The 26558-nt window shown below is 54.1% G+C and carries 25 protein-coding genes; 18 read left to right on the plus strand and 7 right to left on the minus strand.

Going from position 1 to position 26558, the window contains the following annotated elements:
- Window positions 1-42: 42 nt before the first annotated feature.
- From glgC to RBH33_RS01325, 6 genes are all read left to right on the plus strand, one after another.
- Window positions 43-1308 carry a glucose-1-phosphate adenylyltransferase gene (gene glgC, locus RBH33_RS01305; protein ID WP_306730312.1) on the plus strand — a complete coding sequence of 422 codons (1266 nt, stop codon included), beginning with the start codon at window positions 43-45 and terminating at the stop codon, window positions 1306-1308.
- A 31-nt stretch (window positions 1309-1339) separates the two neighbouring features.
- Window positions 1340-3040 carry a glycoside hydrolase family 57 protein gene (locus RBH33_RS01310; protein WP_306730313.1) on the plus strand — a complete coding sequence of 567 codons (1701 nt, stop codon included), beginning with the start codon at window positions 1340-1342 and terminating at the stop codon, window positions 3038-3040.
- Entirely contained in the window at window positions 3040-4536 is a 1497-nt protein-coding gene (gene malQ / locus RBH33_RS01315) for a 4-alpha-glucanotransferase (RefSeq protein WP_306730314.1), read from the plus strand. Before RBH33_RS01310 ends, malQ begins: the two co-directional genes overlap by 1 nt.
- Window positions 4537-4570: 34 nt before the next feature.
- Window positions 4571-4951, plus strand: coding sequence for a PilZ domain-containing protein (locus RBH33_RS17710; RefSeq protein ID WP_373568208.1), 381 nt, complete (start codon window positions 4571-4573; stop codon window positions 4949-4951).
- Between the two features lie 315 nt (window positions 4952-5266).
- Window positions 5267-5638, plus strand: coding sequence for a PilZ domain-containing protein (locus tag RBH33_RS01320; RefSeq protein ID WP_306730315.1), 372 nt, complete (start codon window positions 5267-5269; stop codon window positions 5636-5638).
- 92 nt (window positions 5639-5730) lie between these two features.
- Window positions 5731-6042: a hypothetical protein gene (locus tag RBH33_RS01325; protein ID WP_306730316.1), complete on the plus strand. Its 312-nt coding sequence runs from the start codon at window positions 5731-5733 to the stop codon at window positions 6040-6042.
- Between the two features lie 53 nt (window positions 6043-6095).
- On the opposite strand, the gene RBH33_RS01330 is transcribed toward RBH33_RS01325, so the two are convergent.
- The 7 genes from RBH33_RS01330 to uxuA form a co-directional block, all read right to left on the minus strand.
- A complete protein-coding gene (locus RBH33_RS01330; protein ID WP_306730317.1) occupies window positions 6096-6617 on the minus strand; it encodes a hypothetical protein in 522 nt (173 codons plus the stop codon).
- A gap of 254 nt (window positions 6618-6871) precedes the next feature.
- Window positions 6872-7258: a SirB2 family protein gene (locus RBH33_RS01335; protein WP_306730318.1), complete on the minus strand. Its 387-nt coding sequence runs from the start codon at window positions 7256-7258 to the stop codon at window positions 6872-6874.
- A gap of 8 nt (window positions 7259-7266) precedes the next feature.
- A complete protein-coding gene (gene nth / locus RBH33_RS01340; protein ID WP_306730319.1) occupies window positions 7267-7953 on the minus strand; it encodes an endonuclease III in 687 nt (228 codons plus the stop codon).
- Complete coding sequence (dapC, locus tag RBH33_RS01345) at window positions 7950-9149, minus strand: succinyldiaminopimelate transaminase (RefSeq protein WP_306730320.1); 1200 nt, start codon at window positions 9147-9149, stop codon at window positions 7950-7952. The genes nth and dapC overlap by 4 nt, the downstream gene beginning before the upstream one ends.
- Window positions 9150-9175: 26 nt before the next feature.
- A complete protein-coding gene (locus RBH33_RS01350; protein WP_306730321.1) occupies window positions 9176-11884 on the minus strand; it encodes a [protein-PII] uridylyltransferase in 2709 nt (902 codons plus the stop codon).
- Between the two features lie 3 nt (window positions 11885-11887).
- Complete coding sequence (gene map / locus RBH33_RS01355) at window positions 11888-12658, minus strand: type I methionyl aminopeptidase (protein WP_306730322.1); 771 nt, start codon at window positions 12656-12658, stop codon at window positions 11888-11890.
- Between the two features lie 95 nt (window positions 12659-12753).
- Window positions 12754-13938, minus strand: coding sequence for a mannonate dehydratase (gene uxuA, locus RBH33_RS01360; protein WP_306730323.1), 1185 nt, complete (start codon window positions 13936-13938; stop codon window positions 12754-12756).
- A 383-nt stretch (window positions 13939-14321) separates the two neighbouring features.
- Between uxuA and rpsB the strand changes: the two genes are divergently transcribed.
- The 12 genes from rpsB to fabZ all read left to right on the plus strand — a co-directional run bounded on the left by rpsB (window position 14322) and on the right by fabZ (window position 26542).
- Window positions 14322-15080: a 30S ribosomal protein S2 gene (gene rpsB, locus RBH33_RS01365; RefSeq protein ID WP_306730324.1), complete on the plus strand. Its 759-nt coding sequence runs from the start codon at window positions 14322-14324 to the stop codon at window positions 15078-15080.
- 123 nt (window positions 15081-15203) lie between these two features.
- Window positions 15204-16076 (plus strand): translation elongation factor Ts, encoded by an 873-nt coding sequence (tsf, locus tag RBH33_RS01370; protein WP_306730325.1) that lies wholly within the window; start codon window positions 15204-15206, stop codon window positions 16074-16076.
- A 90-nt stretch (window positions 16077-16166) separates the two neighbouring features.
- Window positions 16167-16907 carry a UMP kinase gene (gene pyrH, locus RBH33_RS01375; RefSeq protein ID WP_306730326.1) on the plus strand — a complete coding sequence of 247 codons (741 nt, stop codon included), beginning with the start codon at window positions 16167-16169 and terminating at the stop codon, window positions 16905-16907.
- Complete coding sequence (gene frr, locus RBH33_RS01380; RefSeq protein WP_306730327.1) at window positions 16900-17457, plus strand: ribosome recycling factor; 558 nt, start codon at window positions 16900-16902, stop codon at window positions 17455-17457. Before pyrH ends, frr begins: the two co-directional genes overlap by 8 nt.
- Window positions 17458-17522: 65 nt before the next feature.
- Window positions 17523-18287 (plus strand): polyprenyl diphosphate synthase, encoded by a 765-nt coding sequence (gene uppS / locus RBH33_RS01385; RefSeq protein WP_306730328.1) that lies wholly within the window; start codon window positions 17523-17525, stop codon window positions 18285-18287.
- Window positions 18280-19131, plus strand: coding sequence for a phosphatidate cytidylyltransferase (locus tag RBH33_RS01390; RefSeq protein WP_306730329.1), 852 nt, complete (start codon window positions 18280-18282; stop codon window positions 19129-19131). The genes uppS and RBH33_RS01390 overlap by 8 nt, the downstream gene beginning before the upstream one ends.
- Window positions 19128-20324: a 1-deoxy-D-xylulose-5-phosphate reductoisomerase gene (gene ispC / locus RBH33_RS01395; RefSeq protein WP_306730330.1), complete on the plus strand. Its 1197-nt coding sequence runs from the start codon at window positions 19128-19130 to the stop codon at window positions 20322-20324. Before RBH33_RS01390 ends, ispC begins: the two co-directional genes overlap by 4 nt.
- Before the next feature lie 11 nt (window positions 20325-20335).
- Window positions 20336-21688 carry an RIP metalloprotease RseP gene (gene rseP / locus RBH33_RS01400; RefSeq protein ID WP_306730331.1) on the plus strand — a complete coding sequence of 451 codons (1353 nt, stop codon included), beginning with the start codon at window positions 20336-20338 and terminating at the stop codon, window positions 21686-21688.
- 68 nt (window positions 21689-21756) lie between these two features.
- On the plus strand, window positions 21757-24393 hold the full coding sequence (gene bamA, locus RBH33_RS01405; protein ID WP_306730332.1) for an outer membrane protein assembly factor BamA: 2637 nt from the start codon (window positions 21757-21759) through the stop codon (window positions 24391-24393).
- A gap of 79 nt (window positions 24394-24472) precedes the next feature.
- Window positions 24473-25000 carry an OmpH/Skp family outer membrane protein gene (locus tag RBH33_RS01410; RefSeq protein WP_306730333.1) on the plus strand — a complete coding sequence of 176 codons (528 nt, stop codon included), beginning with the start codon at window positions 24473-24475 and terminating at the stop codon, window positions 24998-25000.
- A gap of 19 nt (window positions 25001-25019) precedes the next feature.
- Entirely contained in the window at window positions 25020-26045 is a 1026-nt protein-coding gene (gene lpxD, locus RBH33_RS01415; protein WP_306730334.1) for a UDP-3-O-(3-hydroxymyristoyl)glucosamine N-acyltransferase, read from the plus strand.
- A gap of 59 nt (window positions 26046-26104) precedes the next feature.
- On the plus strand, window positions 26105-26542 hold the full coding sequence (gene fabZ, locus RBH33_RS01420; protein WP_306730335.1) for a 3-hydroxyacyl-ACP dehydratase FabZ: 438 nt from the start codon (window positions 26105-26107) through the stop codon (window positions 26540-26542).
- Window positions 26543-26558 lie beyond the last annotated feature (16 nt).

Here is a 26558-nt window from a genome sequence, read left to right on the forward strand (position 1 = left end):
AGCTAGGTGTTCCAGAAACTAGAAATTTTTGAGGCGGAAAGGATGCAGACATCAAAACGATTTGTGAGCCGTCTAACACGGCAGACATTGGCATTAGTACTTGCGGGAGGACGAGGATCTCGACTTCATGATTTAACCACTTGGCGGGCCAAACCTGCCGTTCCTTTTGGCGGAAAATTTCGAATTGTGGATTTTCCGCTTTCCAATTGTGTCAATTCGGGCATTGGTAGAATTGGTGTTCTTACCCAGTATAAAGCGCACTCCCTGATTCGTCATATTCAACGGGGATGGGGTTTTATGAAGGGTGATATGGATGAATTTGTTGAGCTGCTTCCCGCGCAACAGAGAATCGAAACATCCTGGTACGCCGGAACCGCCGACGCTGTACTTCAAAACCTGGATATTATTCGTAACCACCAGCCAGAATATGTCTTAATACTGGCTGGTGATCACGTTTACAAAATGGATTATGGCACTATGCTGGCTGCTCATGTTGAGCAGGATGCTGATGTCACCGTGGGCTGCATTGAGGTTCCGGTCGCGGAAGCGACGGCGTGTGGTGTCATGGCCATGGACTCAGACAACCGTGTTACTGAGTTTGTTGAGAAGCCTGCCAACCCAAAACACATTCCCGGAAATCCAGAAAAAGCTTTGGCGTCCATGGGAATCTATGTGTTTAGCGCGAAAGTGCTTTTTGACGAGTTGGCAATGGACCATCAGTTAACCACAGAATCCAGTCACGATTTCGGAAAAGACATTATTCCCTCCATGATCTCCCGGGCGCGCGTTATGGCGTTTCCGTTTCAAGATCCCGTTAAGGGTGGCCCAGCCTATTGGCGAGACGTGGGTACCATCGACGGACTTTGGCTGGCAAATCTAGAGCTCATAGGCGTCAGCCCTGAATTGAACATGTACGATTCCGACTGGCCCATATGGACTCATCAAGAGCAGCTTCCTCCTGCAAAGTTTGTGTTTGACGACGACGATCGTCGGGGTATGGCTGTCGACTCTATGGTGGCCGGCGGATGTATCATTTCCGGCGCTGTGGTGCGTCATTCGGTACTCTTTTCTCAAGTGCGCGCGCATTCTTATGCTCAAATCACCGACTCTGTGGTGTTCCCGGATGTGGAAGTGGGCCGGAACTGTGAAATCCATCGAGCCATCATCGATCGGGGTTGTCGTATTCCCGAGGGTACCCGAATCGGTGTCGACCTTGAGGAGGACGCCAAACGATTCTATGTGTCGCCGGGAGGCGTGGTCCTGGTGACTCCAGAAATGCTCGGTCAGGATTACGCTCATGGTCTCTGAACACTCTGCCAGCGTCGTATTATGTTGGCACATGCACCAACCGATATATCAGGACAAGGAATCCGGGGAGTTTATGGCTCCCTGGGTCTATCTGCATACCATCAAGGATTACAGCGATATGGCTGCGCACTTGGAGGCGCACCCTAACGCAAAGGCAGTAGTGAATTTTGCGCCGGTATTGCTTGAGCAGATAGAGGAGTATCTTACTCAAATAGAGCATTGGCGCCATGGCGGTCGTGCTATCGCAGATCCCTTGCTCGCCGCCTTAGTTACCGATGAATTACCAGCGCCGGCGACGCCCGCGTTCCTGAAGCTGGTGCAGATGTGTCTACGCGCGAATCCGGATCGGATCATTCATCGATTTCCACACTTTAGCAAACTGGCCAACTTAGCTCATTACTACTGCGATAAGCCGGAAGTACAGATGTATATGGGCGAACAATTTCTGGCAGATTTGTTGGTCTGGTACCACTTGGGTTGGATGGGTGAAATAGTCCGACGCAATAACACCATCGTGCGCGGGCTAATGGAGAAGGGGCATCAGTTTTCCCGGCAAGACCGGTTGGCGTTGATGGACGTTATTGTGGAGATTATGGCTGACGTTTGTCCCCGCTACCGAAAGCTGGCGGCAAAGGGGCAAGTAGAGTTGGCTGTGAGCCCCTACGCTCACCCAATGCTACCGCTTCTGTTGAACCTTGAATCCGCTCGAGAGGCCCAGCCAGATATTACTTTGCCTCACGCGACCCATTACCCAGGTGGCAGAGAGCGGGCCGAGTGGCATCTTCAGCGTGCGCAACAAGTCTTTAAAAAGTTTTTTGGCGTTGAATCTAAAGGCTGTTGGTCTTCTGAGGGTGGCTTGAGTCAGCCCGTGCTCGAACTTCTCAGTGCCCAGGGGTTTCACTGGACCGCCAGTGGCGATTCGGTTTTGTACAACAGCCTGGGGAAAGCGCGCGCTCAAGATCCAGAAGCCCTCCAGAAGCAGGTGAACGGTGACGGCCGACCACATGCGGCGATACGCTTCGGCGATATCAGTTTGCCGACTTTTTTTCGTGATGATGGCTTGTCAGATTTAATCGGGTTTAACTATTCAGATTGGCATGCAGAAGATGCCGTGGGCGATTTGATTCATCATCTTGAGAACATCGCCAGGAGCGCCGACCGCAAACAGCCGTGCGTAATCTCAATCATCATGGATGGAGAAAATGCCTGGGAATACTATCCTGAGAACGGTGTCTATTTTTTAGATGAATTGTACCGGCGCCTTGATGCGCACCCATCGCTCAATCTAACCACGTTTAGCAACGCGCTGGGAGATGGTAATGGGGAAGCTGTACAGCTTCCCGAAGTCGTTGCTGGAAGTTGGATATACGGAACCTTTTCCACTTGGATTGGCGACGAGGACAAAAACCGAGCTTGGGATCTACTGTGTGAGGCCAAGCAGCACTTTGACGAAGTTTTGAAATCTGGGGTTTTATCTACGGAACAAGTGGAAGAAGCCACGGCCCAACTTGCTATATGTGAAGGTTCAGACTGGTTTTGGTGGTTTGGCGATTACAACCCACCGGACACTGTGAGTGAGTTCGAGCATTTGTATCGGCGGCACTTAGCCAATCTGTATGCGTTGATCCAGCGCCCGGCGCCGCCCCATTTGTATCAAAAAATCAGCAAAGGCGGTGGCGCGCCTGCACGAGGTGGGGCCATGCGCCATGGCCATTCAGAACAGGAACGCTAATGACACAGGAACGTTTAATCCCAGCGCTCGCATCTCGGCGGGCCGGTGTACTTCTGCACCCAACGTCGCTCCCAGGGAAGCTTGGTGCTCTGGGTGAAGAGGCTCGCCGCTTTATTGACCTACTGGCGCGCGCAGGGGTCACTGTTTGGCAGATGCTGCCAGTCGGCCCCACTCATCAAGATCGCTCACCTTACAACTCGTTATCTGCCAATGCGGGCAACCCGGAGTTAATCGACTTGCAAGAGTTGGTTATGGAAGGTTGGCTCGACAGAGAAGAGTTGCCCGTCGAGGCGTCTATCGATGATCGGCGCGAGCTATTGGGTACGGCGGCTAACCGTTACTTTAAAAGTCGGGCAGAAAAACCAGCTGAATACCGGGACTCCTACGATGACTTTGTCCAGGAAAACTCTGTGTGGTTGTACGACTACGTGTTGTTTCAGGTGTTAAGGGACAGTCATCAAGGCGCTTCCTGGAGAGACTGGTCGACCCGTCTTCGGGATAGAGACCCCGAGGCCCTGGAGCAGGTCAAGGTTGAATCGGAAGACGAAATCAAGCGGGTTAAGTTTGAGCAGTTTGTATTCAATCGACAGTGGTTGGCACTGCGACGCTATGGTCGCGAGCGTGGCATTTACTTGTTCGGGGACATCCCCATTTTTGTCGCACACGACAGCGCTGATGTATGGGCACACCGAAATCTATTCAAGCTCGATGAAGAGGGGGAGCCTCTTGTGGTCGCGGGGGTGCCGCCGGATTACTTTTCCGAAAGCGGGCAACACTGGGGGAACCCTCTGTATAACTGGGAGGCCATGGAAGCTGACGGTTTTCAATGGTGGTTGAGTCGATTGGGTGTCCAGCAAAAACTGTTTGATTTGATACGCATCGATCACTTCCGCGGATTGGTGGCCTGCTGGGAAATCCCCGCTGGCAATCCAGACGCCCGCTTGGGGCAGTGGGTTGATGTACCGGGGAATACTTTTTTACAGGCGTGCTTTAAGACGTTTCCCTCACTGCCGTTGGTGGCTGAAAATCTCGGCTTAATCGGTGAGGATGTGGAAAGCCTACGCGAAACGTTTGATTTGCCTGGGATGGCTGTGTTGCAGTTTGGATTCGACGGCAGTGCTGAAAACCCACACTTAAATCACAACCATAACCCACATGATGTGATTTACACCGGTACCCATGACAATGATACGAGTTTGGGGTGGTACCTCAGTCAGGGCGAGGGGACGCGTGCTCGAATGCACGACTATATCGGGAGTGATGCTGAATCTATGCCATGGTGCCTTATGCGTTTGGCGATGCAGTCGGTATCTTGGTTAGCCATTGTACCTTTGCAGGATGTTCTGGGATTGGATGCCAGTGGTCGGCTAAATACTCCCGGTACAGGCCAAGGTAATTGGCGTTGGCATTTTAAGTGGGAGGATATCAATATGGACCATATTCATCGGCTCCGTCACTTTTTGGAACTTTACGGGCGAATGCCTCCGACCGGCTAATGAGTTGACCTAAATCAAACCGTTCATAGGCTAGATGATCTATAAATCTCTTAACGGACATTTCCTGGAGGTCGAGCAAGTGGAGCACAGGCAAAGTCATCGAGTCCCCGCCTTTCTGGATGTTCTGATATACCAGAGGGGAGTCCCAACCGCAGCCGGTACCCTACGCAATGTAAGTCGGGACGGCTTGTTTATCCTCACCGATTTTGACGGTGCTCGGATTAATCAAAAAGTTGATCTTGAATTTAGTATGTCATCGGGTGGTGAGAAACAATCTCGGCGGATGAGCGCCATTGTGGTCCGAAAGTCCGTTGGCGGGATCGCGTGCGAGTGCGCGGATGGGGATGACGACTGCCATTTTCTTGCACTTTCCGATCTGGTCTATTGGCTAAAGTCGACCCGCTTACCTGAATAGAGATACCCCTTCTCGAATATTCTGGTCCCAAAGATTTTATCGTCTAAAGCTGCTTTCCTGTCTTTTTTCTCTCATCTCTGGTGCTTTGTGCCGGAGCGATGACTAGTACCTGAATCATAATTCGGTGGACACACTTTTTCTGATTGCTTCCTTAGTTCGAGGAGTGGTGCGCCATTTGTTCTGGGATTTGATGTGGATGCATGTGTTTATTCACTGTGTGAAACCTGTTGAAAAATTGTTGACTCATGTCAATGGGCCGATGAAATAAATGGGGTATAAAGTCGCTTCGCAAAGATCGATTAGGGGAAAAGGATAATGGAGCATAGAAAAACACAACGAGTACCTGCGCACATCAATGTATTGATTTACCAAAGAGGATTGCCCGTTTCTGTAGCGACCGTTCGCAACATCAGTAAAGGCGGTATGTTCGTTGCCACCGATTTCGAAGGTGTGGATATCAACCAAAAGCTTGATGTTGAGTTCCGCTTGGCAGGCCAAGATCAGGAGGTTGTTGACTCCCAATGGGTGAGCGCCATTGTTGTTCGAAAGTCCGAGATGGGATTGGCGTTGGAATGCGATGATGACTCAGAGGACTTTCGGTCTGAGGCCGTGGCGGAAGTGTTCTACTGGTTGCGTTCAGCCACCACAGCCGACGTGGGCAATGTTCGTCACGTCAGTATGGCATAGCAAACCTCATTAACGTAGCAGGCTGGTTTAAACAGAGCAGCTTGATACATTTAACTAACGACTAAGCAAAGTGTGAAATAGGAGCAGTAGTAATGGAAATGACGAATTTTGACGAATGGGAAACCGACCTCGAGCTGGGTCAGGCTATACATTACAGCGGCCCGTCCTTGCGTATCGAGGGAGATCCAAAGGATCCTTCAGCCGTGACGCCGATCAATTTTTCCAGCCTGCCAATTGCAGATCAAGCTCGATTGCTGCGGGAAGGGTTGGCAGCGTTGGCTGCAGCGGCTCGCCGTGCTCCTGATGTGAAAACCAGTCACCAGCGGGCGGCGGAAGAAAGCGCGCGACTGTTCGCTCAGCGCCAAAATCGGCCTGTACGACCCACCTTGACTCTGAATAGGTAAGAAAAGCTGTTTGGTTTGATTAGACATGGCCGCCAGTACTGGCGGCCCGTGTATTATCGGATTACCAGCTGTCCGCGTAATTGAAGTTCTGTGCGGTGATGGTCAATGGCCGTAAAAAGAAGGTCCAAACGCTGATCGGCACCGGCCACTTGGCTTTGCGGTACTCGCACGCCACTTCCTGATCCCATGAGTCGCTCCAGTTCATTTGAAACGGCGTCAATAGCCTCAAGAATTTGCTGAGTGGTGGCCTCATCTCTAAAAACACGGCCCTGACCAGTGAGTCTCAGGTATTCGTCGCATTCCGCCAACCATTGTTTGCGTTGCTGTAAAAAGTTGCGGATGTTGCGCATTCCACCCTTATGGCCCGTGGGTAAATTGTTGGCTTTATAGTTGGCAAGGCTGTCTCTGGCCCTGAGAAGGAAGTCAACACTGGTATCACGACAATAGGACGCAGTAAGGTAACTGGAGAAACGGACTCCGTGCTCTTGCATGGCTGCTTCGCGCTTACAGGTTTCGTCACAGGCGAACGCGGGGGCGCACAGAAAGGGTACTAATAGCCATAGTATCTTTTTCATAGAAATGTCAGCCGCTTTGTTTTTAGGTGGTTAACTAGCTACATCTGAATCTACATATAAATGATTTCTGTGACGTGGTCAACAAAACGGCCATGTAAGGGCTTTGATAGAAGGAAACAGTATAGAGCTGGACTTGTTATTCTATTTAGAAATTAAAGCCGACCGTTTTTCAGCAGTAGAGTCGGCTGTTGGGAGGGAGTGGAACGCGGACAACCCAGCAAATCAGGAGATCTGTTGGGTTGTCCGGTAGAACGTCACCCAAAGACTATTAGAAAGCCCCAGGCGCTTTTGCTGAAGGCTGCGCTGATAATGTAAATAATCACGATGATCGCCGCGATCCAGCTCGCCATACGTACCTTGGGGTTGGAATGACGGAAGGCTACCACGCCCAGGCCGATGTACAGCACTAGGGCGATGATCTTGGCCATCAGCCACGGATGATCCCCCGGGGTGATTCTTAGCATGCCCGCCAACATCAGGCCGGCCACCAGAAGCAGAGTGTCTATTATGTGGGGTGCGACTTTTACCCAGCCCTTTTGTAGCATGGGGGACTGGCGCATCATCCAGACGCCTCGCAGCGCAAAGCTGAATAGGGTTAGGAAGGCCAGCGTCATGTGCAAGTGCTTTAAGAATAGATACATGTATAACCTCAGGGTTTGCGAACCAGTTTTGGGTTCTTGCGCGCCGGGTAACAACCCCGGCAAATATCGCATCGGGTACCATTGCAGCCGCGGGCTGAGCAGTGCTCCCGACCGTAGTAAATGATTTGCAGGTGCAGACTGTTCCAATGCTCTTTGGGAAACAGCCGTTTTAAGTCTTTTTCAGTTTGTACCACGTTCTTGCCGCTGGTCAGACCCCAGCGCTGGGCCAGCCGGTGAATATGTGTATCCACCGGAAAGGCGGGTTCGCCAAACGCCTGGCTCATGACCACGCTGGCGGTTTTGTGTCCCACGCCGGGCAAGCGTTCCAGTGCTGCGAAATCCGCTGGTACTTGGCCCCGATGTTCTTCCACCAAAATCTTTGACAGCCCGGATATGGCTTTGGCCTTCTGCGGTGAGAGCCCACAAGGCCGAATCACAGCCTGAATCTCACTCACCGGTACGTTCATCATGTCCTGGGGGTTGTCGGCCAACTGCCACAGTTGCGGCGTGACTTGGTTGACCCGCTCATCGGTGCACTGGGCTGACAGTAGCACAGCCACGAGCAGCGTGTAAGAGTCCTTGTGGTGCAGTGGAATCGGAGGATCCGGATAGAGCTCCTGCAATCGGCGCAGTACAAACTGTACCCGCTCCGCTTTGTTCAGATTCTTGGGTGGTTGCGGCTCCAGAGTCGTCATAGGCTTTCCACAAAGCGACGAATCCGCTGCGCCGCGTCAATACACTCGGCCAGCGGTGCGACCAGGGCCATGCGCACCCGATCCACGCCAGGGTCCACCCCCTCCACAACACGCGTTAGATAACTACCCGGTAGTACGGTAACGTTTTGGCGGGCGTACAACGCCTGGGCAAAGGATTCCCCGTCAATGGGGGTCTGTGGCCATAAATAGAAACCCGCTTTGGGCTGCGTAACGGGCAGGACGTCCCGCAGAATTTCCAGCACGGCGGAGAATTTCTCTCGGTAGTGCTCCCGGTTGATGCGCACGTGGGTTTCGTCCTGCCAGGCCGCAATGCTGGCCAGCTGCGTGGGTACCGGCAGGGCGCAACCGTGGTAAGTGCGGTATTTCAGAAAATCACGGATCAGCTCCGCATCGCCCGCCACAAACCCCGAGCGTAAGCCGGGCAGATTGGAGCGCTTGGAAAGGCTGTGAAACACCAGGCAGCGGGAAAAGTCTGGTCGGCCCAATTGGTGGCAAGCCTGCAGCAGCCCCATGGGGGGCTCCTGCTCGTTTTGGTACAGCTCCGAATAGCACTCGTCGGAGGCAATCACAAAATTGTGTCTGTCGGCCAGCTCCAGCAGTTCACGCCAGTGCTCGAGCTTCAGGACCGCGCCCGTGGGATTTCCCGGAGAGCAGATATACAGCAGTTGGCAGTCGCGCCAAACGCTGGGGTCTTGAGCCGCGAAGTCAGGGATATAGTTTTGTTCTGCGGTGCAGTTTAAAAAAGTGGGTTGAGCCCCGGCCAAAAGAGCCGCGCCTTCGTAAATTTGATAGAAGGGATTGGGGCAGACCACCCGAGGGTTGGACTGATGACGGTCAACCACGGCCTGAGCGATGGCGAACAGTGCCTCGCGCGTGCCGTTGACAGGCAGCAGATGACACTCCGGGTCCAGGCTTCCGGCCGGCAATTGAAAACGCGCTTCGGCCCAAGTGGCGATAGCCTGGCGCAGCTCCACTAGGCCTTTAGTGGCCGGATAGCTGGCCAGGCGATCCAGGTTGTTCGCCAGGGCTTGGAGCACTAGAGCAGGCGGCGAATGCTTGGGTTCGCCGATGGACAGGGCAATGTGCTCCAGCTCAGCTGGAGGTACAAGGCCGGCCTTCAGTGCGGACAGTTTTTCAAAGGGGTAGGGCTGAAGCTTGTTCAGGTCGCTATTCATGACGTCGGGTGACTCGGGTGTGCTGATTATCGAAGGGTCGCTGATTTAAGTTCGGTGGCTCGTTTATCCAATTGCCGGCAAATTTCCGTTTGCAGAGATTGGCATACGGCCGGGTCGCTCAAGGGCTCCCCGTCGCTATCGGTGATAAAGAAGATGTCCTCTACTCGTTCACCCAAGGTGGCAATCTTGGCGTTCTGAAGCAAGATGTCGAACTGCAAAAAAATCCGGCCGATACACGCGAGCAGCCCCGGGCGATCCGGGCTGATGACTTCCAGAACTGTGTGCCCACTGATCATGTCATTGCTGATACTGGTACGTGTGGGCATCGTAAAGTGCTTCATACGCCGAGGGGTACGGCGGGTAATGACTTCGGAGTAGTCATCAACCAAGCGCAACTCCTCCTCCAGGGCACGCTGAATTTTTCGCAGTGCGGGAGGATCATCACCCAAAGGTTCGCCATCCTGATTCAGAACGAAGAACGTATCCAGTGTGTAGCCAGAGTTGGAGTTGTATATGCGTGCGTCCTGAATATTCAGGTTCAGTTGGTCCAGAGCAGTGGCCACTGCCGCGAAGACGTTTTTGCGGCCTTTGCTGCGCACGAATATTTGCGTAGCCCCCTCAAGTTCACGACTGGTGCTTTCTTTTATCAGGATTAGTGGCCCTTCGTCGCTGTGCTGAGCCATGGCTTCGGTGTGCCAGGCAATATCTTGGGCTGTCTCGCGCAGGAAGTACTCTTCTCCCATATCGCTCCAGAGCTTCCAGGAGATATCTGAAGCTACTTGTTTGCGTGCAAGCTTGCGCAGAGCGGATTGCTGGGTTTCCTCAATCAGATCCTGCTTGTCAATATTGTTCTCCAATCCGCGGCGCAGTGCGCGTTTGGTTTCCAGATACAGCTGCCGCATAAGGCTTGCGCGCCAGGTATTCCACAACTCTTTGTTGGTGCCATTAATGTCAGCGACGGTCAGGGCATAAAGGTAATCCAGGCGAGTTTGGTCACCTATTAACAGCGCAAAGTTGTGGATCACATCCGGGTCAGAAATATCCTGCTTTTGAGATACGGCTGACATCAATAAATGCTGCTCAACCAGCCAGCACACCAGCCGCGTTTCCCGGCGTGAAATCTGGTGGCGCTCGCAGAATTCCATGGCATCTACGGCACCCAGTGTGGAGTGGTCGCCGCCCCGACCTTTGGCAATGTCGTGATAGAGCCCGGCGATATACAGCAGCTCTTGCTTAGGCAGGCGCTTCATAATATGGGCGGCGATGGGAAAATCTTCTTTCGCCGAGGGCAACAGAAAATTGCACAGATTTTCCACCACCTTCAAAGTGTGTGCGTCCACGGTATAGATGTGAAACAAGTCGTGCTGCATTTGCCCGGTAACGCGACCGAACTCCGGAAGGTACAGGCCGAGGATCCCGTAGCGGGACATGCGCTTAAGCTGTTCCACCAGGCCGGCCGGATGCCCCAGCAACTCAATGAACAGGCGCGTGTTTTCAGGGTTATTGCGGTAGTCTTCGTCGATAAGGTGGCGGTTCTCCCGCATCAGGCGAATGGTGGACGCGCGCACCCCTTCAATATCGGGGTGCTGTGCCATCAGCACAAAAATTTCCAGCAAAGCTGAAGGGGTTTCCTCAAACACATAGATGTGTGCGGCTTCAATGTAGCGATCGCGCAGTTGAAAGCGCTCATTGATTGAGGTCACGCTTTTGTTGATGCCTTTCTGCAAAATGACTTCGTGTAAAAACTGCAGCAGCACGTCGTTCAGCTCGCGCAGTGCCATCACCAAACGGTAATAGCGGTGCATAAACTGCTCTACAGCCAGGCTCTCGCTGTTGTCGCGGTAGCCGAACAGCTTCGCCAGTTCGCGCTGATGGTCAAACAGTAGTCGCTCCTCCGCGCGCCCGGCGATCATGTGTAATCCGTAGCGAACACGCCACAGAAATTCCTCACCGCTTTGCAAAAGGGAGAACTCGGCGTCGGTGAAAAAGCCTTTACCGTCCAGTTCTCTGAGGGTTCGTACCTGGAAGTAGCGCTTGGCGACCCAACCAATCATTTGTATGTCCCGCAGGCCGCCCGGGGCGTTCTTGATGTTGGGCTCGAGGTTGTATTCGGTGTCGTTGTATTTCTGATGCCGCTGGATTTGTTCGTTCCACTTAGCCAGAAAGAACTGGTCGGCGGGCCACAGCTTATCGGCATTGGTCTCTTCGAGCAGGGCGTGTCGAAGTGACTCATCCCCAGCCAGCGTGCGTGACTCCATCAAGTTGGTGGCAACGGTGATGTCATCCTTGGCAATATCAACGCATTCACTCAAGGTGCGGACGCTGTGGCCAATCTCCAGGCCGATGTCCCACAACAAGGTCAACAGTTGTTCGATGTTGTCTTGAGTTTGTTTGAGTGTGTCGCGGCTGGTGGTGAGGAGCAGCAAATCGATATCTGAGTGCGGGTGCAGTTCGCATCGACCGTAGCCCCCAACAGCTTCCAAACTAATGCCTCTGGGCCAGCTGTATTGATGCCAAGCGTAGTGAAGAATGCAGTCGATAAAGAGTGCGCGCTCATGGATCAGGGTTCTAATGTCCTCGCCCTCGCGAAAGCGAGCGTCAAATTGGGCTCCCGCGGCAATGATGGCGTCCTTGAAAACCGTGACCAGAGGTTTCTCCTCCAGGGCACGGCGAAAGCGCGCTTGATCGAAAAAAAACAGCGGCCGTTCGAAATAAGGCAAGGACAAGTTGGGCATGGTCTAAAAGGGTTCCTCGGTACGGGCTGTCAATACTTCGACGCCATCAGCGGTGACGGCCAGCGTATGTTCCCACTGGGCAGACAGACGACCGTCTTTGGTTTCCACGGTCCAGTTGTCTTTCTTGGTTTTGGTATGGGGTTTGCCGGCATTAATCATAGGCTCGATAGTAAAGGTCATGCCCTCCTGAAGTTCCAGCCCAGTACCGGGGCGCCCATAATGCAGCACCTGCGGATCTTCATGAAAAACAGTGCCGATCCCGTGACCGCAGTATTCGCGCACCACCGAATAGTGATTGCTCTCCGCATGCTGCTGAATCACGTGTCCGATGTCGCCGAGGCGACAGCCGGGCTTGACCAGTTCGATGCCCTTGTAGAGACATTCCTGGGTGACTTTGACCAGCCGCTCAGCGTGGGGCAGGGGGGTGCCGACAAAATACATTTTGCTGGTGTCGCCGTGATAACCATCGACGATCACGGTGACATCAATATTGATGATGTCACCGTTCTTTAAGGTTTTCTTTTCCGAAGGGATGCCGTGGCACACCACCTGATTAATCGAGGTGCAGATGGACTTGGGAAAGCCACGGTAATTCAGGCAGGCCGGAATCGCCTTTTGTACGTCCACGATATAGTCGTGGCATATCCGGTCCAATTCGGCCGTAGTGACGCCCGGCTGCACGTGGGGCCCAATCATTTCCAGGACTTCGGCGGCGCGGCGCCCGGCGATGCGCATTTTCTCGATGGCTTCGGGTGACTTGATGGACACAGACATGCGGTAACTCGTTAGCTGGTGGTATGGAAGGTGCTTATTCTAAACGATACGACCACACATCTACAGCCCGCATCCTCCGGCACTTGTGGGCGCGGTTAGCTCGGCCGCAGGCAGGAGAGGGTATGGATGACGCCGCGCAGCTCCGCCAGCCCTTTCATGCGTCCAGCGTAGGAGTAGCCAGGGTTGATGCCGGAGCGGCCGACTTCATCGCCCATTAAATGACCGTGGTCCGGGCGCATGGCAATGGCGGGTAGCTTGCTACCTTCCCGCCGTCGGCGCGTCTCTTCATCCAGCAGGGCACTCACTAAGCCCACGATGTCATTGTCGCCATCCAGGTGCTCGGACTCGTAAAAGGAGCCGTCCGGTTCGCGCTTGATATTACGTAAATGGACGAAGTAGATGCGGGGGCCGAACTCTCGCGCCATTTGTACCAGATCGTTATCGCCCCTGGCTCCGTAGGAGCCGGCGCACAGTGTGAGGCCATTGGCGTCGCTGGGTACGGCTTCCAGCAGCGCTCGCGCATCGTTGGCGGTGGAAACGACCCTCGGCAGACCAAAAAGGGAGAAAGGCGGATCATCCGGATGGATGCACAGGCGTGCGCCGACTTCTTCGGCAACCGGAATGACCTCTTCCAAAAAAGCGAACAGGTTGGCGCGCATGCCCTCGTCGCCCAGAGCAATAAATTGGGCGATAGCGGCTCGAATGCCTTCGCGATCGTAGGAGCCTTCACCGCCAGGTAGGCCGGCGATGATATTCTTTTCCAATTGAACTTCGGCTTCCGGTGAGAGGGCTCGGTACCGTGCGGCGGCGTTGGCCTGCACCTCGGGGCTGTAATCTCCTGCAGCTCCGGGTCGGGCCAAAATATGGATGTCGTAGGCGGCGAAATCGGCCATCTCAAAGCGCAGGGCCCGGCTCTGGTTGGGCAGCACATAGTCCAGGTTGGTTCGGGTCCAGTCCACTACGGGCATAAAGTTGTAGCAGATATCAAAAACCCCCGCCTGCGCCAAATTGCGGATGGACGCCCGATAATTGTCCAAATGGCGTCGGTAATCGCCACTGCGGGTTTTGATGTCATTGTGCAGTGGAACACTCTCAACCACGGCCCATTCCAAGCCGGCCGCTTCAATCAGGGCCTTGCGTTGCAGGATGTCGTCCAGTGGCCAGGCCTCACCTGTGGGGATCTCATGCAGGGAGGTAACCACGCCCGTGGCTCCCGCCTGGGCGATTTGTTGTAGGGAGACGGTATCTCGGGGGCCGAACCAGCGCCAGGTTTCTTTCATAATGAGTGTCGAACCGATCAGGTGGGCTTGAGTCTATAGAGGAGGTATTAGATCACCACCAGGTGTGCTCTGGCAATCTGGCACTAGAAAGGGCCCCAAAGACCCAGTACCGGTGGGCGCTGGGGGGCGTCATGCCGCTTTATTGGTCTGAGCAAGAAGCCACGGATCGCTTTTCCTGGGTATTGATATATGGTATAAAGCGCGCCTCTGCGACTCGTCTCAGAGCATTTGGCAGGGGTGTTCCCGGTGTCAAAAGGGGCAAAATTGCTCCGCAAACTTAACTTAACGTCACACATATACCGACACGTCCACCTGGGTGCCTGCTTCAATTTAGTGGGTTGGTCGACGGGGTGTATGGAGGCCTAACCCGAAAGGAAAACAAAATGCCTACAGTAAGCATGCGCGAAATGCTGCAAGCTGGTGTCCACTTTGGTCACCAAACCCGCTATTGGAACCCGAAGATGGATCGTTTTATCTTCGGCGCCCGCAACAAAATTCATATCGTCAATCTGGAGCAGACCGTTCCTGCGTTTAACGACGCCCTGGAGCTGGTTAAGCAGATGGCGTCCCAGAAAAAGAAAATCCTGTTTGTCGGCACCAAGCGCGCCGCTCAAAAGACCATCAAAGAGCAGGCCGAGCGTGTAGGTATGCCCTTTGTCAGTCACCGCTGGTTGGGCGGCATGCTCACCAACTACAAAACTATCCGTGCCTCCATTCGTCGCTATCGCGAGCTGGAAGCCCAGAGTCAGGACGGTACTTTCGATAAGCTGACCAAGAAAGAAGCGCTGATGCGTACCCGCGACCTGGAAAAATTAGAGCGCTCCATTGGCGGTATCAAAGACATGAACGGCCTGCCTGACGCGCTGTTTGTGGTGGACGTGGATCATGAGCGTATCGCTGTTCAGGAAGCCAACAAACTGGGTATCCCCATTATTGGTATCGTGGACACCAACAGCAACCCCGACGGCATTGACTATGTGATTCCCGGCAACGATGACGCCATCCGCGCCGTTAAGCTGTACGTCACCGCTGTGGCTGATGCCTGCCTGGAAGGAGCTCAAGCGGCTCAGTCCGTCCCTAATAAGGATGAGTACGTGCCCGCTGAGAACGACGCTGAAGCAGCTTCACCCGCTCAGGAGTAATTCTGCGGCAGGGTGAGTGTTTTTGGTGCCCAGCACAGGCCCAGCAATAGAAAGGGGCAGGCCACGCGGCTTTGGCCCCTTTTTTTTCAAATTCAGACTGACAAAATTCGAGAGGATAGATTCATGGCAGCTATCTCTGCTTCAATGGTAAAAGAACTGCGCGAACGCACCAGCCTTGGCATGATGGAGTGTAAAAAAGCTCTGACCGAGGCGGACGGTGACGTTGAGTTGGCGATTGAAAACCTGCGTAAGGCCAGTGGCTTAAAGGCCGCTAAAAAAGCGGATCGTACCGCTGCTGACGGCGTGGTTGCGGTAAAAGTTGCTGACGACAACGGCTCAGCCGTCATCTTGGAAGTGAACAGTGAAACCGACTTTGTCGCCCGCGACGCCGGTTTTCTGGCCTTTGTGGACAGCGTTCTGACCAAGGCTTTCAATGAAAAGCAAGTCGACGTGGCCGCGCTGATGTCCGGCGAGCTGGAAAGCGCTCGTGAAGCACTGGTACAGAAAATCGGTGAAAACATCAGTGTTCGTCGCGTTGCCCTTATCGAAGGCGGCGTGATTGATGGTTACGTACACTCCAACAATCGCATTGCGGTTGTGACTCAGCTGGAAGGTGGCAACGCCGATCTGGCCCGTGATGTGTCCATGCATGTGGCAGCGGTTAATCCCCAAGTGGTCCGGCCTGAAGATATGCCTGCCGAGCTGGTGGAAAAAGAAAAAGACATCATCAAAGCTCAGCCGGACATGGAAGGCAAGCCCGCCGAGATCGTCGAAAAAATGACTCAAGGCCGCATCAAAAAATTCCTCAAAGAAGGCAGCCTGCTAGAGCAGCCGTTCGTGAAAAACCCCGAGCTGACTGTGGGTAAACTGGCTCAAGAAGCCGGTGCAACCGTGACCAGCTTTGTGCGCTTTGAAGTTGGCGAAGGCATCGAGAAAGAAACCGTGGATTTTGCCGAGGAAGTGGCCGCACAGGTTAAGGCTTCGTCCAAGGGATAAGCTCCCCGGCTATGACAGACCGGCAGAGGGGAGCTCCGGCCCTCTTCTGCCTCCGACTATAGAGTGAGCCCCTGTTTACGGAGACCCGTCATGCCCAGTGCGCGCGATAAAAAATACAAACGAATACTGCTCAAACTTAGTGGTGAGGAGCTTATGGGCTCCGAAGGCTTCGGCATCGACCCCAAAGTGCTCGATAAAATGGCTCTGGAAATTGGGCAACTGGTGGGTATCGGTGTTCAGGTTGGGCTGGTAGTCGGCGGTGGCAACTTGTTCCGTGGTGCTGCCCTAAGCGTGGCGGGTTTGAACCGGGTCACTGGCGACCACATGGGTATGCTGGCTACGGTAATGAACGCGCTGGCGATGCGGGATGCATTGGAGCGCTCCAATATCTCCTCCCGTGTCATGTCGGCCATTCCCATGAGTGGCATCGTTGAGCATTACGACAGCCGGCACGCCGTACGTTCACTGGCTTCCGGCGAAGTGGTGATCTTTGCCGCCGGAACCGGTAACCCTTTCTTTACCACCGATTCGGCCGCCTGCCTCCGGGCTATTGAAGTGGAAGCCGACATCGTTCTTAAAGCGACAAAGGTCGACGGAGTCTACTCCGCTGATCCAATGAAAGACGCTACCGCCACCAAATTCGACCGATTGACTTATGACCAAATTCTGGAGCGGAAGCTTGGCGTAATGGATTTGACTGCAATTTGCCTGTGTCGGGAGCACGATATGCCCGTGCGGGTGTTTCGTATGAACAAGACGGGGGCGTTGCTCAACATCGTTGTTGGAAGCGACGAAGGTACCCTGATAGAAGAGGGAAAAAACGATGCTTAGTGATTTGAAAAAAGATGCCGAGAGGCGTATGGCTAAAGGGTTGGAAGCACTCTCCAGCCAGTTTAATAAAATCCGTACTGGTCGCGCCCATCCGAGTATTCTCGATGGCGTTATGGTTTCCTACTACGGTGCGGACACGCCTTTGAGTCAGGTGGCCAATGTGAACGTGGAAGATGCTCGAACTTTGAGTATTTCGCCCTGGGAAAAGCACTTGGTTCCCGATATTGAAAAGGCCATCATGAAATCTGATTTGGGCCTGAATCCATCCACAAATGGCGGTGTGATTCGCTTGCCTATGCCGTCTCTTACCGAAGAAACCCGCAAAACCTATATTAAACAGGCTAAAGCCGAAGCGGAAAACGCCCGGGTCTCCATTCGCAGTGTCCGTCGTGACGTGCTCTCTGACGTGAAAGCTTTGCTCAAGGAAAAGGAAATCACCGAGGACGACGAGCATCGTTTTCATGACGAAATACAAAAAATCACCGATAAATATATCGCTGAGGTTGATCGCGCGTTGAGCGCAAAAGAAACCGATTTGATGGCCATTTAACGCTGGCACCCTGTGCCAGCCGCCGGTTTCTGCCGAACCGTGACCACCCTTCCAGGAGTTGTGACGTGACAAGTAATTCCCTGCGCCATATCGCCATCATTATGGATGGCAACAACCGCTGGGCGAAGCAGCGGAAGATGTCAGGTGTGGCCGGTCACAAGGTGGGCGTTGAACGTATCCGGGATGTGATGAGCGCTTGCCAGGAACTCAACGTGGAAGTGTTAACGCTGTTCGCGTTCAGTAGCGAGAATTGGAAGCGGCCGCCGCGGGAAGTGGAAGCGCTGATGTCCCTGTTTCTTGTCTACCTTAAGCAAGAGAGCAAGGAGCTGCGAAAAAAAGGTGTGCGGCTGCGTGTTATCGGCAACCGGGATCGATTCAGCCCGAATTTACAAAAGGCCATTGCCGCGGCTGAACACTTGACCCGCGAGGGCGATACTACCTTGGTCATCGCTGCCGATTACGGTGGCCGCTGGGATATTGCTCAGGCGGCCCGTCGCTTGGCCGAACAGGTTGAGGCGGGTGAGTTGTCGGCTGCCGACATTGATTCCACTCACCTGCATCGTCACACCGCTTTGTCTGATCTGCCCGAGCCTGACCTATTGATTCGCACCGGTGGTGAGCAGAGAATCAGCAACTTTCTCCTTTGGCAATGTACTTACTCCGAGCTCTATTTCACGAAAACCCTATGGCCTGATTTCCGCGCTGCGGATTTGCATGCGGCGGCGGCGGACTTTCATCGGCGCCAACGCCGTTTCGGATTGACCGGTGACCAGCTTTCTGCGGAGCCGCTGCACACAGGTCTTGATCGGCAGGGAGTGCGTCATGCTTAAGCAGCGTGTCATTACCGCTGTGGTGTTAATTGCGGTTTTTCTCGCCGTATTGGTTTATTTGCCCGTGCCATGGTTCGCCGCGTTTGTGGCAGGCGTGGTTCTTGTTGGCGCCTGGGAATGGGCTAACTTGGCTGGCTTGGAAAGTGCGTGGCAGCGCCGCCTCTATGCCGCCGCCGTTGGTGTTGTATTGATCGCCACAGCGTTTTATCTGGCGTTACCGACCCTTGAAGGTCCTCCCACCCTTGAACAGAACGCGGGTTTTCGTAACCTGTTAGTCGTCGGCTGCACCTGGTGGGCGGTGGCGTTGCTGTGGGTTCAAGGTTATCCGCAGAGTGCTTTACTTTGGCAAAGCCGTTGGGTGCGTGCCCTAATGGGGTTGCTGGTCTTGGTGCCCGCTTGGGCCGGGCTGGTTTATGTACGGGCTTTGGACCAGGGGGCTTGGCTGGTTTTGCTTATGGTGGTGTGCGTGGCCAGCGCCGATATCGGTGCGTATTTTGCCGGTCGCCGCTGGGGGCGTCATAAGCTTGCGCCCGCGGTCAGTCCGGGCAAAACCTGGGAAGGCTTTGCCGGCGGCTTGGCTCTCAACCTGGTGTTGGTCCTGTTAGTGGGATGGCTCTGGGGAGGGCTGAGTTATGGCCTGGCGCTCGCCATTATTGTTCCTACCGCTCTGGTTTCGGTGCTCGGCGACCTTCAGGAGAGCATGCTCAAGCGCCACCGGGGTGTAAAAGACAGCAGTGCACTGCTGCCTGGGCACGGTGGCGTCCTGGATAGAGTGGACAGCCTTACGGCAGCAGCCCCCGTCTTTGCTTTGGCCCTTTTGGCCATTGGTTGGGCGCCCGCATGATCCCTAGGCAAGCGGTTACGGTACTGGGTGCGACCGGCTCCATAGGTGTGAGCACCCTGGATGTACTGGCCCGCCACCGGGATCGGTACAGTGTTTTTGCGCTCACCGCTCACCGTCAGTGGCAGAGTCTGGCCGAGCAGTGCCTGGAGCACCGCCCCCGTTACGCCGTTATGGGCGATCCGGGCGAGGCACAAGCTCTGCGCGAAGTCTTGTCTCTCAAAGGGAGTTCCACTGAAGTTCTTCAGGGCGAGGAAGCTTTGCGTTATGTGGCCGGGCATGATGAGACCGACATCGTTATGGCGGCGATTGTTGGGGCTGCTGGGCTCTTGCCGGCACTGGCTGCAGTGGAAGGAGGCAAGAAAGTACTGCTGGCCAATAAAGAAGCATTGGTTATGGCCGGTGGTCTATTTACCCGTGCGGTGCGTGACCATGGGGCTACGCTCTTACCGATTGATAGCGAGCACAATGCGATTTTTCAATGCTTGCAAAATGAGCGAGCCGACTGCCAAGCGGGAGAGCTCGCACAGCGTGGTGTACGCCGGATTATGCTGACTGCCTCCGGCGGCCCCTTCCGAACCCGACCTTTGAGCGAACTGAGTCAAGTGACTCCGGAAGAGGCCTGCGCCCATCCCAATTGGTCGATGGGGCAAAAGATCTCTGTGGATTCCGCCACCATGATGAACAAAGGGCTGGAATTTATAGAAGCCTGCTGGCTGTTCAACGCTCGACCGGAACAGGTGGAGGTGGTGGTGCATCCACAGAGCGTCATTCATTCCCTGGTGGAGTACACGGATGGTTCGGTGTTGGCGCAAATGGGCAATCCGGACATGCGCACGCCCATCGCCCATGCCCTGGCTTGGCCGGAACGCATTGAGTCGGGCGTAGCCAGTCTGGACTTGATCGCAACCGCCAGACTGGACTTCTGTGAGCCTGACTACCAGCGGTTTCCCTGCTTAAGTCTGGCCAGACAGGCGGCCGAGACCGGCGGCACAGCGCCCGCACTGCTCAATGCCGCCAACGAGATTGCGGTAGCGGCGTTTCTGGCCCGGCGCATTCGTTTTGACCAAATAGCTCTAGTGATTGAGCGCGTACTGGAGCGCTTGCCGGTGAATGAACCAGACGCCTTGGACGTTGTCCAAAACGCGGATTTGGAAGCCCGGACCTTGGCCCAGACCCTGATCGACGCCCTCTAAGAGGTTTTACGGTGGCATTAATACAGACAATAATGTGGTTTCTGATTGCCCTGGTGGTCCTGGTGGCGGTGCACGAATTCGGGCACTTTTACGTCGCCAGGCGTTGCGGCGTTAAGGTTCTGCGTTTTTCCATCGGTTTTGGCAAGATTCTGTTGCGCTGGACCGACCGGCAAGGTACCGAATACGCCCTCGCCGCCATACCCTTGGGCGGCTACGTAAAGATGCTGGACGAGCGCGAAGGTGAAGTACCTGAGCACGAATTGCATCGAGCCTTCAATCGAAAAAACGTCTGGCAGCGCATCGCCGTGGTAGCCGCTGGGCCTTTTGCCAATTTTCTGCTCGCGGTAGTGCTGTTTACCGCTTTGGCGATTCCCGGAGTAAGGGACGCTATACCTATTGTGGGTCACGTGGAGCCCAACTCTGTGGCGGAGCAGGCCGGGTTGGAGCCGGGTCAAGAGATTCTCGAGGTAGATGGTACGCCCACTCCCACCTGGCAGCGGTTGCACCAGCAGCTGCTGCGCCGTCTGGGTGAAACCGGCACCATCAGCTTCACCGTTCGCTATCCAGATTCAGAGCTCCGCTATGTGTCGGAAGCTCGGCTGGATAGCTGGTTGCGCGGTGAAGATGAGCCAGACCCTTTGGCAGGCCTGGGCTTGCAACTCAAAATTCCGGAAAATGAAGCGATTTTAGGCCAGGTTATGCCTACCAGTGCCGCTGAACGCGCAGGTTTGCAGGCGGGCGACCATATCGTCGCCGCGGATGGCCAAGATATACCGACATGGCGAGAGTGGGTGCAGTACGTCCGCGAGCGCCCTGATCAAGAAATCGACCTCCTGGTGGAACGCGCAGGCGAACGGATACGTTTGAGCGTTACTCCTCAGGCGGTGGAGGAAAATGGAGAGCGCTTTGGGCAGGTGGGTGTAAGTATACAGCCCCAGCCATGGCCAGAGCACATGGTGAGGGACTACCAGTATGGCCCGATTGAGGCCTTTTTTGCCGGTGTTGACCGGACTTGGGAAACCTCTGGCTTTGTCCTGCTGTCAGTAAAGAAGTTATTGGTGGGAGAAATTTCGACGAAAAACTTGAGCGGCCCCATTACCATTGCTAAGGTGGCCGGCTCTACCGCGGATAGCGGTTGGAAGAGTTTTGTCGGTTTTGTAGCTCTACTAAGTGTATTCCTAGCAGTGTTTAACTTACTGCCCATTCCCGTTCTCGACGGTGGCCACCTGTTGTATTACTTCATCGAAGTAATAAAAGGCAGTCCGGTTTCCGAGCAGGTTCAGCAAGTGGGCTACAAAATAGGGCTGTTCCTTGTTCTCGGGCTGATGATACTAGCGCTCTATAACGACGTCATGCGGCTTTAGTACTCCGTCCAGGCTGCCGAACCCTGACTACAACGATTACAATAGAATTTTCTATGAAGCGAGCTTCAATGCGATTTATTAGTTTAGTTGTACTCCTGCTTATCTCTTTGGGAGTGCAGGCGCAAGAATTCGAAATCAGTGACATCCGTGTCGAGGGTTTGCAAAGGGTTTCCGCTGGTAGCGTTTTCAGTGCATTACCCGTGCGAGTCGGTGACACTCTCACCAGCGAAGACATCCAGCGCGCAACACGTGCTCTGTTTAGAGTTGGCCACTTCGCCGATGTAACTATGGTGCGTGATGGCGACGTGTTGGTGGTACAGGTAAAAGAGCGGCCAGCCATCAATGAAATCGTCATTGAAGGCAACAAGGTTATTAAAACCGATGCTCTGATGGAAAGCTTGCGAGATAACGGACTGTCTGAAGGACAAATCTTTCAGCGCGCCACCCTGGAGTTAATCAGCCAATCGCTGGAACGAGAGTACATAGGCCAGGGCCGTTACGGCGCTTCAGTATCCATCGAAATTGAAGACTTGCCTCGCAACCAGGTTAAGGTGTTGATTAATGTTAACGAAGGTAAGCCGGCGCGCATCCGGAGTATCAACATCGTTGGGAACGAAGTCTATCGAGACAAAGACCTGCTGGATTTGTTTGAGTTAAGTGCCCGGGGCCTGTTTTCGTGGATTACCGGCGACGACAAATACTCTCGTGAAAAATTGTCCGGTGATATCGAGCGTTTGGAGTCCTATTACCTGGATCGCGGTTATCTGGATTTCCGCGTCGACTCGACACAGGTCGCGTTGAGCCCTGACCGGTCGAAGATCTACATCACCATTAATGTCACCGAAGGCGAAGTTTATACGGTCAATGCTGTGGAACTGGCTGGCGATCCTGTGTTGCCCGAACGGGCTATACGACAGCTGATTATGGTTCGGGAGGGTGATACTTTTTCCCAAATTATGATGACCACTTCAGCGGATTACATTAAGCAACGCCTGGGCAACGAAGGTTACACCTTCGCCGAGGTAGAGGGGATTCCGGAGCGGAACCAGGAAGACAAGACCGTTGATGTTACCTTTTTTATCGATCCGGGCGAGCGTGCTTACGTGCGGCGGATTAATTTCAGAGGCAACACCAAAACCATTGATGAAGTGCTGCGCCGCGAGATGCGGCAAATGGAAGGCGGTGCTGCGTCTACCTCTCAAATTGAGCACTCAAGAGTGCGGCTCAATCGCTTGGGCTTCTTTAAGGACGTGGATGTTGAAACCGTAGAGGTGCCGGGTACGTCTGATCAGATCGACGTGGAATACACCGTCGAGGAAGCACCATCAGGTAGCATGGGGCTGCAGGTTGGCTATGCCCGCTACTCGGGACTCTTGCTGTCCGCCAATATCCATCAGAACAACTGGTTCGGTACTGGTAAGCGTGTGGGTATGTCCCTGAGTAACAGCCGCTTCCGTACGGCTTACAATTTTAGCTACGAAGATCCGTACTTTACCCGTGACGGTGTCAGTCGGGGCTTCAACTTGTATTACTCAAAAAGTAACTTCGCCAACATCGGTGTAGCGGGTTACGGTACCGACGTATACGGCGCTAGGATGTCCTTTGGTTATCCAATCTCCGAGATTGAGCGTATTGGCTTCAGTCTGGAGGCTCGGGACTTAACGGTTAAAGCCAGTGGTCGTTCGGCGCAGGAAATTATTCGCACGCCAGTACTACCGTCTAACGCCATGTACATCACCCAAAGTGATGCCTCTGCAGCGCGGGATGAAATTCTTCGTGGACGAGACTTCCCTGAAGGTATCGAGCGTCACCCCGTCACCGAAGACGTGTTGGGCCCGCCTGGGTATCTGGATGCTCACGGCAATCGTTTCCGCGATTTGCTGGTGACCCTGAATTGGGGCAAGTCAACCTTGAATCGGGGCATGTTGGCCACGCGCGGCACCTCTCAGCGGATCTCACTGGAAGCTGCGCTTCCCGGCGGTGACCTGGACTACTACAAGTTACAGTACAATGCTGAGACCTATAAGCCTTTGACCCGTCACCTCACGCTCAAGCTGCGCACCAATTTGGGCTACGCCAATTCTTACCGTAGCGACCGGGATCTACCGTTCTTTGAGCACTTCTACGCGGGTGGTTTTGGTTCGGTGCGCGGTTTCGAGCGCAACAGCCTGGGGCCTCGTACCTCGCCACCAGAGCAGGCGTTTCAGAGCGAGTTTGCATGGGATGACCGCGATGGCGACGGTTTGGCCCAGCAAAGCGAGCTCGCGCGCACTTATGTCCTATGTGAGGATCCTGAAGGGCTGAATCTTAACTCCTTCACTTGTCGACCTGGCGAGCTGATTACTCAGCGCACCGCAACGAGAGAACAGTTGGCCAGACGGGACTCGAGGTACTCAGCGTTTGGGGGCAATATCCTGGTGGAAGCGGGTGCGGAAATTCTCTTCCCGCTGCCCTTTATTGACGATCAGCGCTCCATGCAGAGCTCTTTCTTTATTGAAGGCGGTAACGTCTTTAGTGAACATTGTCGTCCTGAACAGTTGAACTGCTATGGCCCGAGCTTGGATAGAATCAGTATTTCAGCGGGTTTTGGCTTAACCTGGATTACCGGTTTTGGTCCCTTAACTTTCAGTGTCTCGCGGCCACTGAACGAAAACGATGGGGATGATCCCAAATTCTTCGACTTTACCATTGGTGGCGCTTTCTAATAATTGTCCAGGCCCGCCTTTTTGGGGGCCTGAGCGTGACCACTGATTCATTTAATCAAATGTGCAAGAGGAAAACACTGTGATTACGAGTACTGCTAAAAAACTGATCGTCGGTATGGCTTTGATGATGGCGTCCAGCTTGGCGCTGGCCGAAGGTAAAATTGTAATACTGGACTTGCAGGCTGCTGTGTTGAGCACAAACGTCGCTCAGGCCCGGCTTGGCCAGTTGGAGCAAAATCCCGAGTATGCGGCGCTTATGGCCCGTTACGAGAGTCTGACCGAAGATTTGCAACGCTTGCAGCGGGACGCGGAGCAAAATGCCATGACTTGGTCGGAAGAGGATCGCAAGAAGAAAGAAGAGGAAGCCCGCAAGCTCCGTCAAGAGTATGAGACTGCTGTACAGACCCTGCAAAATGGTCGTCAACAAGTCATGCAAAATGTTATGCAACAGATGGGCGCCAGCACCCGCGACGTACTGGAAAGCCTAATCGAGGCCGATAAAATCGGGTTGATTTTGAGCAGTCAGGCGGTCTACCACGCTACCGAGCATTACGACATTACCGACCGAGTGACCCAGTTGCTCAATCAAAGATCTCAGCAACAGTAACGACCCGGAGTCGGCCTCTGTGAAAAAGCAATATACACTTGCTGAGCTGGCTCAGTACTTGGATGCCCAGCTAATCGGAGCGCCGGATTGCTTGATTGACGGGTTGGAATCTCTGACCCAGGCGGGCAAGGGCCAGTTAAGCTTTGTGGCCAATGCAAGCTACGCTAAACATTTGGCCGACTGTTCGGCATCGGCGGTCATTTTGCATCCCGACCAACAGGAGCGGTTTTCCAGCAATAAATTACTGGTGAGTGAACCGTACCTAAGCTATGCGCGGGTCACAGAGTTGTTTGATCCGCGTCCTGCTCTCGAGGTAGGGTGTCATCCCAAAGCTGTGGTGGCGGACGATTGCCAGCTAGGCGAGCGTGTGCGTATCGGAGCGAATGCCGTTATTTCTGAAGGGGTCACCCTAGGAGATGGTGTCGAGATCGGGCCCGGCTGTTTTATTGGCGCCGGTACTTCCATAGGCGCTAATACTTATCTTGCGGCCAATGTTTCTGTCTACCACGGTGTGGTTATTGGCCCCAACTGCATTATCCACAGCAACGCTGTGATCGGCTCTGACGGCTTTGGCTTTGCCCCTGCCGAGGGTGGGTGGCAAAAAGTTCATCAGCTTGGCGGTGTGCGGATTGGAGCCCAGGTAGAGATAGGTGCCGGAACGGCCATTGATCGCGGGGCCTTGGATGATACGGTTATTGGCGACGGTGTAAAGCTCGATAATCTGGTGCATATCGCCCACAATGTCCAAATTGGCAAAAATACTGCGATTGCGGCCAACTCGGCTATTGCCGGGAGCACCACACTGGGGGAAAATTGCACCGTCGCTGGCTGTGTCGGTATAGCAGGCCATGTCACTATTGTGGATAAGGTACACCTGTCCGGAATGAGCATGGTGACAAACTCAGTAACTGAGCCCGGCTCATATTCTTCGGGCATTCCTTTGAGCCCTTCCGCTGAATGGCGGAAAAACGCTGTGCGGTTCAAGCAACTGAACGCGCTGATGGCTAGAGTCAAGCAGCTTGAGAAAGATAAAGACAGAGACTAAATTACTGGCAAGCTGCCCACAGAGTAGCTGCGGACGAATACCCCAAGGGTCGCCAAATTATGATGGATGTAAGAGAAATACGTGAATACCTGCCGCACAGGTACCCTTTCCTGTTGATTGATCGGGTAACGGAATTGGTGGAAGGCGAGTCAATTATTGCCTATAAGAACATCACCATTAACGAAGAAGTTTTCAACGGACATTTTCCTCAAAGCCCGGTTTTTCCCGGGGTAATGATTCTGGAGGCCATGGCACAGGCATCCGGGATACTTGGCTTCAAGACTATGAACAAGAAGCCGGAAGATGGTTCGATCTACTTGTTTGCAGGGGTGGATCAGGTGCGCTTTAAGCGCCAGGTCATCCCCGGAGACTGCCTCCAACTGGAGTCAAAAGTCGTTTCGGTTAAGAGCGGCATTTGGAAGTTTTCCTGTCGGGCCACAGTGGATGGTGCCCTGGCCGCAGCGGCCAATATTCTTTGTGCGGACCGGAAAGTGTAACAGCGGTCGCCAACTC

It is taken from the genome of Marinimicrobium hydrolyticum, assembly GCF_030848505.1.
In the GTDB taxonomy this organism is placed as follows: Bacteria; Pseudomonadota; Gammaproteobacteria; order Pseudomonadales; family Cellvibrionaceae; genus JAVDDU01.

What these genes read in the sequence shown, in the direction of transcription:
- RBH33_RS01335 (WP_306730318.1), bottom strand. Translation starts at nt 7,258, where the DNA reads ATGTATCTATTCTTAAAGCACTTGCACATGACGCTGGCCTTCCTAACC.
- tsf (WP_306730325.1), top strand. Translation starts at nt 15,204, where the DNA reads ATGGCAGCTATCTCTGCTTCAATGGTAAAAGAACTGCGCGAACGCACC.
- RBH33_RS01330 (WP_306730317.1), bottom strand. Translation starts at nt 6,617, where the DNA reads ATGAAAAAGATACTATGGCTATTAGTACCCTTTCTGTGCGCCCCCGCG.
- uxuA (WP_306730323.1), bottom strand. Translation starts at nt 13,938, where the DNA reads ATGAAAGAAACCTGGCGCTGGTTCGGCCCCCGAGATACCGTCTCCCTA.
- RBH33_RS01350 (WP_306730321.1), bottom strand. Translation starts at nt 11,884, where the DNA reads ATGCCCAACTTGTCCTTGCCTTATTTCGAACGGCCGCTGTTTTTTTTC.
- RBH33_RS01320 (WP_306730315.1), top strand. Translation starts at nt 5,267, where the DNA reads ATGGAGCATAGAAAAACACAACGAGTACCTGCGCACATCAATGTATTG.
- dapC (WP_306730320.1), bottom strand. Translation starts at nt 9,149, where the DNA reads ATGAATAGCGACCTGAACAAGCTTCAGCCCTACCCCTTTGAAAAACTG.
- ispC (WP_306730330.1), top strand. Translation starts at nt 19,128, where the DNA reads ATGATCCCTAGGCAAGCGGTTACGGTACTGGGTGCGACCGGCTCCATA.
- glgC (WP_306730312.1), top strand. Translation starts at nt 43, where the DNA reads ATGCAGACATCAAAACGATTTGTGAGCCGTCTAACACGGCAGACATTG.
- RBH33_RS17710 (WP_373568208.1), top strand. Translation starts at nt 4,571, where the DNA reads ATGATCTATAAATCTCTTAACGGACATTTCCTGGAGGTCGAGCAAGTG.
- frr (WP_306730327.1), top strand. Translation starts at nt 16,900, where the DNA reads ATGCTTAGTGATTTGAAAAAAGATGCCGAGAGGCGTATGGCTAAAGGG.
- rpsB (WP_306730324.1), top strand. Translation starts at nt 14,322, where the DNA reads ATGCCTACAGTAAGCATGCGCGAAATGCTGCAAGCTGGTGTCCACTTT.
- map (WP_306730322.1), bottom strand. Translation starts at nt 12,658, where the DNA reads ATGTCTGTGTCCATCAAGTCACCCGAAGCCATCGAGAAAATGCGCATC.
- nth (WP_306730319.1), bottom strand. Translation starts at nt 7,953, where the DNA reads ATGACGACTCTGGAGCCGCAACCACCCAAGAATCTGAACAAAGCGGAG.
- malQ (WP_306730314.1), top strand. Translation starts at nt 3,040, where the DNA reads ATGACACAGGAACGTTTAATCCCAGCGCTCGCATCTCGGCGGGCCGGT.
- RBH33_RS01390 (WP_306730329.1), top strand. Translation starts at nt 18,280, where the DNA reads ATGCTTAAGCAGCGTGTCATTACCGCTGTGGTGTTAATTGCGGTTTTT.
- bamA (WP_306730332.1), top strand. Translation starts at nt 21,757, where the DNA reads ATGCGATTTATTAGTTTAGTTGTACTCCTGCTTATCTCTTTGGGAGTG.
- RBH33_RS01325 (WP_306730316.1), top strand. Translation starts at nt 5,731, where the DNA reads ATGGAAATGACGAATTTTGACGAATGGGAAACCGACCTCGAGCTGGGT.
- fabZ (WP_306730335.1), top strand. Translation starts at nt 26,105, where the DNA reads ATGATGGATGTAAGAGAAATACGTGAATACCTGCCGCACAGGTACCCT.
- RBH33_RS01310 (WP_306730313.1), top strand. Translation starts at nt 1,340, where the DNA reads ATGCACCAACCGATATATCAGGACAAGGAATCCGGGGAGTTTATGGCT.
- pyrH (WP_306730326.1), top strand. Translation starts at nt 16,167, where the DNA reads ATGCCCAGTGCGCGCGATAAAAAATACAAACGAATACTGCTCAAACTT.